This is a genomic window from Aeromonas sp. s11 (assembly GCF_040907945.1).
GTDB lineage: Bacteria > Pseudomonadota > Gammaproteobacteria > Enterobacterales > Aeromonadaceae > Aeromonas > Aeromonas veronii.
This window is the reverse complement of sequence record NZ_JBFOCU010000015.1, coordinates 26,329-37,297: the sequence shown is the minus strand read 5'-3', so window position 1 is coordinate 37,297 and position 10,969 is coordinate 26,329. Positions and strand designations below refer to the sequence as shown.

10 protein-coding genes are annotated in these 10,969 nt (G+C 61.2%); 3 read left to right on the top strand and 7 right to left on the bottom strand.

What is annotated here, in order from left to right; translation table 11 throughout:
- Window positions 1-171 (top strand): integrase core domain-containing protein (locus tag AB5Y84_RS03255; RefSeq protein ID WP_201902530.1); only part of this gene is annotated, 171 nt, incomplete at its 5' end.
- A 65-nt stretch (window positions 172-236) separates the two neighbouring features.
- Here the strand turns inward: AB5Y84_RS03255 and AB5Y84_RS03250 are convergent.
- The 7 genes from AB5Y84_RS03250 to AB5Y84_RS03220 form a co-directional block, all read right to left on the bottom strand.
- Window positions 237-1,025, bottom strand: coding sequence for a sulfite exporter TauE/SafE family protein (locus AB5Y84_RS03250; RefSeq protein WP_181497342.1), 789 nt, complete (start codon window positions 1,023-1,025; stop codon window positions 237-239).
- Window positions 1,026-1,130: 105 nt separating this feature from the next.
- Window positions 1,131-2,567, bottom strand: coding sequence for an arginine-ornithine antiporter (arcD, locus tag AB5Y84_RS03245; RefSeq protein WP_005336921.1), 1,437 nt, complete (start codon window positions 2,565-2,567; stop codon window positions 1,131-1,133).
- A gap of 358 nt (window positions 2,568-2,925) precedes the next feature.
- Window positions 2,926-3,705 carry an SDR family oxidoreductase gene (locus AB5Y84_RS03240; RefSeq protein WP_368176357.1) on the bottom strand — a complete coding sequence of 260 codons (780 nt, stop codon included), beginning with the start codon at window positions 3,703-3,705 and terminating at the stop codon, window positions 2,926-2,928.
- Window positions 3,706-3,757: 52 nt separating this feature from the next.
- Window positions 3,758-4,660, bottom strand: a complete 903-nt coding sequence (mmsB, locus tag AB5Y84_RS03235) for a 3-hydroxyisobutyrate dehydrogenase (protein ID WP_368176356.1) — start codon at window positions 4,658-4,660, stop codon at window positions 3,758-3,760.
- 51 nt (window positions 4,661-4,711) lie between these two features.
- A complete protein-coding gene (locus AB5Y84_RS03230) occupies window positions 4,712-5,824 on the bottom strand; it encodes an enoyl-CoA hydratase/isomerase family protein (protein WP_368176355.1) in 1,113 nt (370 codons plus the stop codon).
- 18 nt (window positions 5,825-5,842) lie between these two features.
- Window positions 5,843-6,625, bottom strand: coding sequence for an enoyl-CoA hydratase (locus tag AB5Y84_RS03225; RefSeq protein ID WP_005336930.1), 783 nt, complete (start codon window positions 6,623-6,625; stop codon window positions 5,843-5,845).
- A gap of 134 nt (window positions 6,626-6,759) precedes the next feature.
- Entirely contained in the window at window positions 6,760-7,917 is a 1,158-nt protein-coding gene (locus AB5Y84_RS03220; protein WP_181497346.1) for an acyl-CoA dehydrogenase family protein, read from the bottom strand.
- A 304-nt stretch (window positions 7,918-8,221) separates the two neighbouring features.
- On the opposite strand from AB5Y84_RS03220, the gene AB5Y84_RS03215 reads away from it, so the two are divergent.
- Both AB5Y84_RS03215 and AB5Y84_RS03210 read left to right on the top strand, forming a co-directional pair.
- Window positions 8,222-9,364, top strand: a complete 1,143-nt coding sequence (locus AB5Y84_RS03215) for an isovaleryl-CoA dehydrogenase (RefSeq protein WP_368176354.1) — start codon at window positions 8,222-8,224, stop codon at window positions 9,362-9,364.
- Entirely contained in the window at window positions 9,361-10,962 is a 1,602-nt protein-coding gene (locus AB5Y84_RS03210; RefSeq protein ID WP_181497348.1) for a carboxyl transferase domain-containing protein, read from the top strand. Before AB5Y84_RS03215 ends, AB5Y84_RS03210 begins: the two co-directional genes overlap by 4 nt.
- Window positions 10,963-10,969 lie beyond the last annotated feature (7 nt).

Below are 10,969 nucleotides of genomic sequence, written 5' to 3'. Positions count from 1 at the left end.
TTGGCGGAGCGGGTGAACGGGATTTTGAAAGGAGAGTTATTGTTGCAAAGCCCGCAGGATTTGACGCAAGCGCGGGAAATGGTGCGTGAAGCAGTAGATATTTACAACGCGGAACGGCCGCATCATGCGTTGAAATACAGAACCCCCGATGCGGTACATAGGGGGTTCTGAGTAGAGAAATGCTAGTTGAAAATGTGTACTCCTATTTCAGGACTAGACACAATCTGCCGAATGAATCAGCTAAACAGCATAAATTTCGCCCCCACCAGCAGCATCAGCAGGGCAAAGGCCTGCTTGAGGCGTCTTGGTGACAATCGGTGTGCCAGCTTGGCGCCAATGCGGGCGAACTGGGTACTGGTCAGCACAATGCCCAGCAGGGCGGGCAGATAGATGTAGCCCACACTCCACTCGGGCAGATCGGCATGATCCCAACCCGCATAGAGGTAGCTGAGGCTCCCCGCCAGCGCGATGGGCATGCTGCAGGCTGCAGAGGCCGCTACCGCATTGCGCATTGGCACCGAGTTCCAGCTCAGATAAGGGACGGTCAGCGAGCCACCACCAATACCAAACAGGGCTGACATCCAGCCAATGATGGTACCGGCAATGCCTGTGCCGAGCGGCCCCGGCATATGGCGCTCCGCTTTGGGTTTAAGGTTAAGCCCCATCTGTAGCGCCATGCTCCAGGCGAAACAACCGATGATGATATTGAGGGTGCTGGTGCTGAGCAGATTGGCGGTCATGCCGCCAAGCCAGCCCCCAATCAGCATGCCGGCGCCGAGTCGGCGGATCATCACCCAATCGACGGCGCCCGCCTCCCGGTGGGCCCGCAGCGAGCTGAATCCGGTAAAGATCATGGTGGGCAACGAGGTGCCGAGGGCCAGATGGGTAATGATTTCAGGGTCGATGCCCTGGGCGCGAAAGGTCATGACCAGCACGGGGACAATGATAAGACCGCCGCCGATCCCGAACAGTCCCGCCAGCATACCGGCAAAGGCGCCCAGCAGGAGGTAACCCATAAACAGCATAAAAATTCCTGTGTTAAACAAAAACTGGCCAACACGGCCGGGCAACAGTGGATATCTGCATGAAAAAAAAGAGATGGCGGGAGGGCCATCTCTTCATTGTGCCGGTTAGTGCAGTGGAATGGTACCGTCCATCACCTTGTAGAAGGCCAGCACGGCACAGCCAAGCAGGGCCGCCGTCATCCCCTGCTCCAACCGGTTAAGGCCGCGCAGACCGTGATGCTGACGCGCCTTCCAGTAGATGAAGATGCCCGGACTATAGAGCAGCGCCACCAGCAACAGGTACTCCACACCGGCAGCGTATACCAGCCAGCAGCCGTAAACCGTCGCCACCAGGGCCAGCAGCAGGTCACGCTTGCGCTGATGAGGTTGACCCTGATAGGTCTCCCCTTTCAATGCCAGCTTCAGGCCATAAGCGCCCGAAAAGACGTAAGGCACCAGCGCCGCCGAGGTTGCGATGTTGACCAGCGCCAGATAGGTGCTGCTCTGGAAGTAGATGATGATCAGGAAGATCTGCACCAGACAGGTAGAGCACCAGAGGGACACCTGCGGCGAGCCGTTCTTGTTCTCCTTGGCAAACCAGCCCGGGAAGACGCCGGTCTTGCCCGCGATGTAGGGCACTTCAGCGGCCAGCACGGTCCAGCTGAGCAGAGCACCCATCACCGACACCACCAGACCGATGTTGATAAGCCAGGCGCCCCAGGGGCCGACTACGGCTTCAAGGATCATGGCGGTCGAAGGGTTCTTGAGCGCCGCCAGTTGCGGCTGGCTCATGACACCCAGCGAGAACAGGGTCACCATCACGTAGAGCGTCAGGGCGCCGAGCAGCGCCAGCACGGTGGCACGGCCCACATCCTTACGATGACGGGCACGGGCAGAGACCACCACGGCCCCTTCAATCCCGATAAAGACCCAGAGGGTCACCTTCATGGTGGACTTGACCTGATCCATGACGGAGCCCAGCTCCATGTTGTTCTGGCCCCAGATATCCAGAGTGAAGGTATCCATGTTGAAGGCCAGCAGGATCGCGACACAGAAGACGATGAGCGGCACCATCTTGGCGATGGTGGTGACGATATTCACCAGCGCAGCGACCTGCACCCCGCGCAGCACCAGCGCATGCACCGACCAGATCAGGATGGAGGCCAGCGTGATGGCCACCGGCGTATTGCCGTCACCGAAGATGACGTTGTCAGGCGTATCGAAGAAGTAGCTCAGGGCGCTGAACACCACGATGGCGTAGGAGACGTTGGCCAGCAGTTGGCAGAGCCAGTAACCCCAGGCGGCGTTGAAACCGATGAAATCGCCGAAACCGGCTTTGGCATAGCTGAAGATACCGCCATCGAGATCGGGGCGGCGCATGGAGAGATTCTGATAGACCAGCGCGAGACAGATCATGCCAAGACCGGTGATGGCCCAACCCAGGGCGACCGCCCCGGCACTGGCATGCGCAGCAATGTTTTGTGGCAGACTGAAGACCCCGGCGCCGACCATGGAGCCGATCACCAGCGAAATGAGGGCGCCCAGCCCTAGTTTCTTGTCCATTTCAATCCTGTTTATTTAGGCGGCGGCAGAGCGTCCGTATTCATACTGCGCGCAATATGGGAGGGGCTGAGAATCCTGACCCCGTGAAAAAGGCGGCAACTATATTGCATGACTATTCCGACCGCAATCCCTCGTCCCGTCAATCATGCACCGCCTTGACCGCGCGCAATTTTACAGCACTGACCCATATGGCCTGTGAGCTGGCTCAAATTAACCAAGACCCATTGATATTTCTCATTTTTCTGCCAACAAAACCTGACTCGCATGGTTCCTATGCATCGCCATTCAGGCACTCTCTGTATAAATAATCTGCATAAAAAAGCCCCGGTGGAAACACCGGGGCCCATTATGTAAATCCCTATAAACGCAAACCACCATCCAGTTCTATCATCCTTCCCGACAGATAGTCGTTGGCAAAAATAAAGCTCACCGTCTCGGCCAGCTGCTGCGCCTCGCCAAGGGTGCCGACCGGAATGGCCTGCTGCATCCGCGCCATCGCCTCCGGCTTCATCGCCGCCGTCATGTCGGTGGCAAACACCCCGGGGGCAATCCCCATCACCCGAATGCCATGGCGCGCCAGCTCCCGCGCCCAGGTCACCACCAGCGAGGCAACCCCCGCCTTGCTGGCGGCATAGTTGCTCTGGCCAATATTGCCGGCGCGGGCGATGGAAGAGATGTTGATGATAACGCCCCCCAGCCCCCCTTGCGCCATCAGCGCCGCCCCTTCGCGACCGCAGAGAAAAGTACCGGTGAGGTTGACGTCAATCACGCTCTGCCACTGGGCCAGCGTCATCTTCTCCACCAGCTCACCCTCTTTCACCTTGATCAGCATGCCATCGCGCAAAATGCCGGCGCAGTTGATAAGACCGTGCAGCACGCCAAAACGCCCTTTGATGGCGGCAAACGTGGCTTCAACCTCGGCTTCGCTCGCCACATTGCAGACAAACAGCTCGCACTGGCTATCTTGATCGCACTGATCACTCTGACTGCGCACCAGGGCTGCGGTCGCCTCCAGATCTGCGCGATTGATGTCGAGCAGCGCCAGCGTCGCCCCCTGTGCGCCTAGGGCCAGCGCAATGGCCCGTCCCAAGCCACGTCCAGCGCCGGTAATAACGATGACCTTATCTTTGATATCCATCAATGCTCCTTGTAGCTGGTCGAAGAGAGATGCCTTGAAGAGAGGTGGCCCGTCAGGCGGGATCCTGTTTATCCAGATAGAGTTCGACGATGCTGGAGAAATCGCGGCTCCCCTGCCCCTGAGCGGCATGCAGGTTGAACAGGTTGCGGGCCAGCGCCCCCATGGGCACAGCGCTGTGGCCATGCTCGGCAAGCGCCATGGCCAATCCCAAATCTTTCACCATCAAACGGGTCATAAAGCCCGCCTGATAGTTGCGGGCGGCAGGGACATTCTCCATCACCCCGGGCCAGGGGTTGTAGCGCTCCAGACTCCAGTTGTTGCCGGAGCTCTTGCCCATGATGGTGGAGAGCACGGCGGGATCCAGCCCCTCCTTCACCCCGAGGGCCAACGCCTCGGCAGTGCCCGCCATATGGATCGCAAGCAGCATGTTATTACACATCTTGGCGATCTGCCCGGCGCCCAGCGTCCCTGCGTGAAACAGGTTCTGCCCCATGCAGGCGAGCAGGGGCTTTGCCGCCTCGAAATCGGCCGCGTCGCCGCCAACGATAAAGGTAAGCGTCCCGGCGGCTGCACCGGCGACACCGCCCGATACGGGGGCATCGATAAAGCGCAAACCGCGGGCGCGGGCCGCCTCCCCGACCTGACGGGCAGAGTCGACATCGATAGTTGAGCAGTCGATCACCAGTGCTCCAACCGGCAGGGCTGCCAGCAGATCCTGCCCCTCAGACAACCAAAGGTCGCGCACATGCTCCCCCGCAGGGAGCATGCTGATCACCACCTCGCAGCCAGTCACCGCCTCACGGGCATCCCCCGTGGCGATGCAGCCAGCGGCGATGGCGCGCTCAATGTTTTGGGCAACCAGATCAAACACCTGCACCCTGTGCCCGGCCCTGGCCAGATTTGCCGCCATGGGCCCCCCCATGTTGCCGAGCCCGATAAACCCTATCCTTGTCATCCCGCTTGCTCCTTGCGTTGCTGATGGCGGCGTCCGCCGGTTGCCAAGATGTTATTCCTTGCAGGCCAACGGATTGCGCCCCTGCGGCCAGCGATAGAACTCGTCCAGCCACTTCCCCTCCGGTGGCCACTGTTGCCAGCGGGGATCTTTATCCTTGTCGATCAGCAGTGCCCGTACCCCTTCCACAAAATCCCCCTTCAGCACGCAGTTGACCGAGAGGGTCAGCTCCTCGGCAAATACCTCTGCCAGTGAGTTGCGGCGAGCCTGCCAATATTGACGCCACAAAATGGCGCGGCTGATGGGGCTGCCGGTGCGGCAGAGCTGCTGCGCCTGCTGGAGTACCGCCTCCTGTTCATCGAACTGAGCCTCGAACAACCGCGCCAATACCCCTTGCAGCGTGCGTCCCGCCAGCAAGGCATCGATCCTCTGTTGATGGGGCAGCAATACTGGCGCTGGCAAGCGGGCCGCTACCTCACGGTGCAATCCCCTGAGCAGCAGATCGATCTGCTCACGGGGATCACCACTGCCAGCCCAGTCGAGCACGGCGAGGCGTGACAACAACGCACTGCGCTCGCCACTGGCGATGGCGTGATCCGCCAGCCCAAGACCGATGGCATCACTCCCGTTGAAGCGGGCACCTGTCAGACCGAGCCAGAGCCCGAGTCGCCCCGGCATCCGGCTTAAAAACCAGCTTGCCCCCACGTCGGGGTAGAGGCCTATGGTCACCTCCGGCATGGCGAACAGGCTCTTTTCGGTCACCACCCGAAAATCGGCTCCGGCAAACAGGCCAATACCGCCCCCCATGCAGATACCGTCCGCCACGCAGATCAGGGGCTTGCGGTAAGAGTGGATGTGGTGGTCGAGCCGGTACTCCTGCTCGAAAAAGTCGCGGGCATATTCGAACAGTTCCGCCTCGCTCGCCTCCTGCTTGCGGTAATAGAAGGAGCGGATATCGCCACCGGCACAAAATGCCTTCTCACCCGCCCCCTGCAACAGCACACAGACGATGGCGGGATCCTGCTCCCAACGGGTCAGCGTCTGTTGCAAGATCTGGATCATCGGCAGGCTCAATGCGTTGAGAGACGCAGGGCTGTCGAGGGTCAACACCCCGACCTGATGGCCATCTTCGGTGGGATAACAGCTAACCTTGACCGGCTCACTCATAAACGGCTCCGTATGGATTTATTCTGTTGGGCCATATTGCCAGCGCGGTAAGCGTTTCTCCAGGAAGGCGGCCACCCCTTCACGCTGATTGGCATCGCTAAAGAGATCGAGAAACAGCGACCGCTCAAGGGGCAGGGCGGCATCCCGCGGGCCACTGCGGCCCTGATTGATCAGGGTTTTGCAGGCGCGCAGGGCGCTCGGGCTCTGGCGCTCCACCAGATGGGCCATCTGGTGCGCGGCCTCCCACGCCTGACCGGTTTTCACCACCTCCTCCACCAGCCCCATCTCGTAGGCCAGCGAGGCACTCACCTTCTCGCCGCAGAGGATCATCCGCTTGGCCCAGCCCGGCCCCACCAGCTCGGTCAGGCGCTGGGTGCCACCGGCACAGGGAAGCAAGCCCACCGAGGCTTCCGGCAGTCCCAGCAACGCCTGCTGCTCGGCGATTCGGATATCACAGGCCAGCGCCACTTCCAGGCCACCGCCCATGGCATAACCATTGATGGCGGCGATACTGACGCCGTGAAAACGGGCCAGCGCCTCGAAGGCCTTGCCAAAGGCCTCGGCTACTTCGCGGGCCAGCTCGACATTCCCCTCAACAAACATATTGAGGTCGGCACCGGCGCAGAAAAATTTGTCGCCCGCACCACGGATCACCAGCGCCACCACATCGGGACGACTGTCGAGCTCCACCATCATCTGCAAAAAGGCCTGCAGGCTGGCGAGGGTCCAGGTGTTGGCAGGGGGATGGTCGAGGGTGATATAGGCCACGTGGCCATGATATTCGAGTCTGATCCTTGTCATAACATTGTCCTTGTCGATGAAGCTGCCGCCATGATGACAGGCTTGAATGACGCCAACCTGTGGCTGGCTCACAAAGCCGAAACCGGCATGGTGCAATCGGGTGGCAGGCAACACACCCTTGATGCGACCACCGGTTAGCCCAGCGACAAACCGGGATCGGCCAGCAGGCGGCGCGCGATGATGAGTCGCATCACCTCGTTGGTGCCCTCCAGAATGCGGTGTACCCGGGTATCGCGCAGATAGCGCTCGAGCGGATACTCGCGGATATAACCATAGCCGCCAAAGAGTTGCAGAGCCTCATCACAGATTCGATAACCCACATCGGTGGCAAACCGTTTGGCCATGGCACACCAGGCACTCTTGTCCGGTGCCCCGCGATCCAGCTTGTCGGCGGCCTGACGTACCAGCAAACGGGCGGCAGCCAGCTCGGTCGCCATATCGGCCAGGCGAAACTGCACGCTCTGGAATTCGCTGATCGGGTGACCAAATTGCTGGCGCTGCTGCACATAAGCCAGCGCATCGTCCAGCGCCTGCTGGGCGGTGCCCACCGAACAGGTGGCAATATTGATGCGCCCACCATCGAGGGCCTGCATGGCGAACTTGAACCCTTCCCCCTCTTCGCCCAACCGATAACAGGCAGGAATGCGGACCCCATTAAAGACAACCTCCCGGGTCGGCTGGCTGTTCCAGCCCATCTTCTCTTCTGCCTTGCCATAGCTCACGCCGGGGGCATTAGCCGGCACCATAAAGGCAGAGATCCCCTTCGCACCTTCACCACCGGTACGGGCCATCACCACAAGCACGTCAGTGCTGCCCGCTCCCGAGATAAAGACCTTGGTCCCCTCGATGAGGTAGCTGTCACCCTCGCGCACCGCCCGGGTCTTGAGTGCCGCCGCATCGGAGCCAGCCCCCGGCTCGGTAAGGCAATAGGAGCCCAGCAATTCGCCGCTGGCCAGTTTGGGCACCCACTCTTTGGCAACCTCGGTGGGCAACCAGTTGCCCAGCATCCAGCTCACCATGTTGTGGATAGTCAGATACGCCGTGGTCGAGGTACACCCCATGGCGAGGCGCTCGAAGATGAGGCTCGCATCAAGGCGAGGCAGCCCCAATCCGCCAAACGGCTCCGGGGTATAAAGACCGCAAAACCCGAGCCCGGCCGCCTGCTTGATGGTCGGGATCGGAAACTCATGCTCCTTGTCCCAGCGCGCGGCATGGGGTTTGAGCGCCTCATCGGCAAAGGCGGCGGCCGCCTCCACATAAGCCTGTTGATCATCGGTCAGGGTAAAATCCATCTTGTCGTTCGCTCCCTTGTTGCCCTGCGCTTATTTTCCTGCGTTAGCGCTTTATAACGCGGCGCCCACACACTGATCATTCGGATCTGCCACTATGGCGCTGTTGTCGTGGTAGCTGCTGACGCTCTCACTACCACCTCTCTATCGACACACAACAGATTAACAATTGATTTACGTTTACGCTAACGTAAACTTGTGGCAAAAGTGAAGTACAAAATGGACCGACCACTGCCAGCTGTAACGCCGAGTCAGCCGGTCGAGCCAACCTTCCAAACCTACTGTCATATCCGCAAGGAGAGCATGGATGCAGATGGATGAGACCCTGAATGCCCTGACCGAACAGGTTGCGGCCTTCTGCCAGAAAGTGATCGCCCCGCGCGCCAGCGAGATCGATCAGAGCAACGCCTTTCCCCGTGATCTCTGGCCCCGGATGGGTGAACTGGGGCTGCACGGCATCACGGTGGCGGAGGAATATGACGGGGTGAATCTCGGCTATCTGGCCCACGTGCTGGTGATGGAACAGGTAAGCCGCGCCAGCGCCTCGGTCGGCCTCTCCTATGGCGCCCACTCCAATCTCTGCATCAACCAGATCCACCGCCACGGCACTGCGGAACAGAAAGCGCGCTACCTGCCACCGCTGGTGAGTGGCGAGCATGTGGGGGCACTGGCCATGAGCGAGCCGGGCGCAGGCTCCGATGTGGTCAGCATGCGCCTCACCGCGGAGTGCGAGGGGGATCACTTCATGCTGAACGGCAACAAGATGTGGATCACCAACGGACCCGATGCCGACACCTTCGTCATCTATGCCAAGACAGATACCAGCGCGGGCCCCAAAGGAATTTCTGCCTTTATCGTTGAAGCCGGCACTCCCGGTTTTTCTACCGCCCAGAAGCTCGACAAGCTGGGGATGCGCGGCTCCAGCACCTGCGAGCTGGTGTTCGACAACTGCCGGGTGCCGCAGGAAAACCTGCTGGGCACCCTGCACGGCGGGGTCAAGGTGCTGATGAGCGGGCTCGATTACGAGCGGGTGGTGCTGGCTGCGGGCCCCCTTGGCATCATGCAGGCCTGTATGGATGTAGTGCTGCCCTATGTGCGTGAGCGCAAGCAGTTCGGTCAAGCCATCGGCGAGTTCCAGCTGGTGCAGGGCAAGCTCGCCGACATGTATACCCGCCTCGCCAGCAGCCGGGCACTGGTCTACTCGGTGGCGAGCGCCTGCGATCAGGGTCGCACCAGCCGTAAAGATTGCGCCGCCGCTATCCTGTTTGCCGCCGAAAACGCCACCCAGATGGCCCTCGACGCTATCCAGCTGCTCGGCGGCAACGGTTACATCAACGAATACCCCACCGGCCGCCTACTGCGGGACGCCAAACTTTACGAGATCGGCGCCGGCACCTCGGAGATCCGCCGCTGGCTCATCGGCCGCGAGCTGATGGGGGATAACGCATGAGCAGGCTCCACTCCCGTCTCGACACGGCGAGCCCGGAATATATGGCCAATCGGGCCGCTATGCAGGGGCTGGTCGACGATCTCCATGCCCGCATTGCCGAGATCGCCCAAGGAGGCGGCGCGGCCAACAACGCCCGCCATCAGGCCCGTGGCAAGCTGCTGCCCCGCGAGCGCATCAATCAGCTGCTGGACCCGGGCTCCCCGTTTCTCGAGCTCTCGGCGCTGGCTGGCTGGCAGGTCTATGACGAGCCGGTGCCCGCCGCCGGCATCATCACCGGCATCGGCCGGGTCTCGGGCCGGCTCTGCATGCTGGTGGTGAACGATGCCACCGTGAAGGGCGGCACCTACTACCCGCTCACGGTGAAAAAACACCTGCGCGCCCAGGCCATCGCCGAGCGGCTGCGCCTCCCCTGCCTCTATCTGGTGGATTCCGGCGGCGCCTTCTTGCCGATGCAGGATGAGGTGTTCCCCGACCGGGATCACTTTGGCCGCATCTTCTACAACCAGGCCCGCATGTCGGCCCAGAATATCCCGCAGCTGGCCGTGGTGATGGGGCTCTGTACCGCCGGGGGGGCCTACGTGCCCGCCATGGCTGATGAATCCATCATGGTCAGGGAGCAAGCCACCATCTTTCTGGCGGGTCCGCCGCTGGTCAAGGCCGCCACCGGCGAGGAGATCAGCGCCGAGGCCCTGGGTGGCGCCGAAGTGCACTGCGCCCACTCCGGCGTTGCTGATCATATGGCCCGTGACGATGCTCATGCGCTGGCCATCGCCCGCACGCTGGTTACTCATCTGGGTAACGAGCCGATAGAGAGCAGCCCTGGCTACGAGCCCCCCTGCTACCCGATCGAGGAGCTCTACGGTCTGGTGGGCACCAGTCTCAAACGCCCTTACGACGCCCGCGAACTGATTGCACGACTGGTGGATGGCTCGGACTTTGACGAATTCAAGGCGCTGTTCGGCACCACTCTGGTGACCGGCTTTGCCCGTATTTGCGGCATGGAAGTGGGGATCCTCGCCAACAACGGCGTGTTGCACAGCGACAGTGCCCAGAAGGGGGCCCACTTTATCCAGCTCTGTAATCGCCGCGCCATCCCGCTGCTCTTTTTGCAAAACATCACCGGTTTTATGGTGGGGAGTAGCGCAGAAAAGGAGGGGATCGCCAAGCACGGCGCCAAACTGGTCACCGCCGTGGCCTGCAGCCGGGTGCCCAAGATCACCCTGATCGTCGGCGGCAGCTTTGGTGCCGGCAACTACGGCATGTGCGGCCGCGCTTATGAACCCGATTTTCTCTTTAGCTGGCCCAACAGCCGCATCTCTGTCATGGGGGGCGAGCAGGCGGCCGGGGTGCTGGTGCAGGTGCGCAGGGACAAGCTGGCTGCCGAGGGCAAAGATTTGAGCGAGCAGGAGGCGGCCGCCATCCGTGCCCCGGTGATCGAGCAGTATGAGCGCCAGGGTCACCCCTACTACGCCAGCGCCCGCCTCTGGGATGATGGCGTCATCGACCCGGCCCAGAGCCGCACCGTGCTGGCGCTGGCGCTCGCCGCCTGTCAGGGTGCCCGCATTGAACCCGAGCAGTACGGCATTTTCCGGATGTAAGGAGCAA

Bases quoted from the DNA above. Each gene is read 5' to 3' on its own strand.
- AB5Y84_RS03250 (WP_181497342.1), bottom strand. From the start codon at position 1,025: ATGCTGTTTATGGGTTACCTCCTGCTGGGCGCCTTTGCCGGTATGCTG.
- arcD (WP_005336921.1), bottom strand. From the start codon at position 2,567: ATGGACAAGAAACTAGGGCTGGGCGCCCTCATTTCGCTGGTGATCGGC.
- AB5Y84_RS03240 (WP_368176357.1), bottom strand. From the start codon at position 3,705: ATGGATATCAAAGATAAGGTCATCGTTATTACCGGCGCTGGACGTGGC.
- mmsB (WP_368176356.1), bottom strand. From the start codon at position 4,660: ATGACAAGGATAGGGTTTATCGGGCTCGGCAACATGGGGGGGCCCATG.
- AB5Y84_RS03230 (WP_368176355.1), bottom strand. From the start codon at position 5,824: ATGAGTGAGCCGGTCAAGGTTAGCTGTTATCCCACCGAAGATGGCCAT.
- AB5Y84_RS03225 (WP_005336930.1), bottom strand. From the start codon at position 6,625: ATGACAAGGATCAGACTCGAATATCATGGCCACGTGGCCTATATCACC.
- AB5Y84_RS03220 (WP_181497346.1), bottom strand. From the start codon at position 7,917: ATGGATTTTACCCTGACCGATGATCAACAGGCTTATGTGGAGGCGGCC.
- AB5Y84_RS03215 (WP_368176354.1), top strand. From the start codon at position 8,222: ATGCAGATGGATGAGACCCTGAATGCCCTGACCGAACAGGTTGCGGCC.
- AB5Y84_RS03210 (WP_181497348.1), top strand. From the start codon at position 9,361: ATGAGCAGGCTCCACTCCCGTCTCGACACGGCGAGCCCGGAATATATG.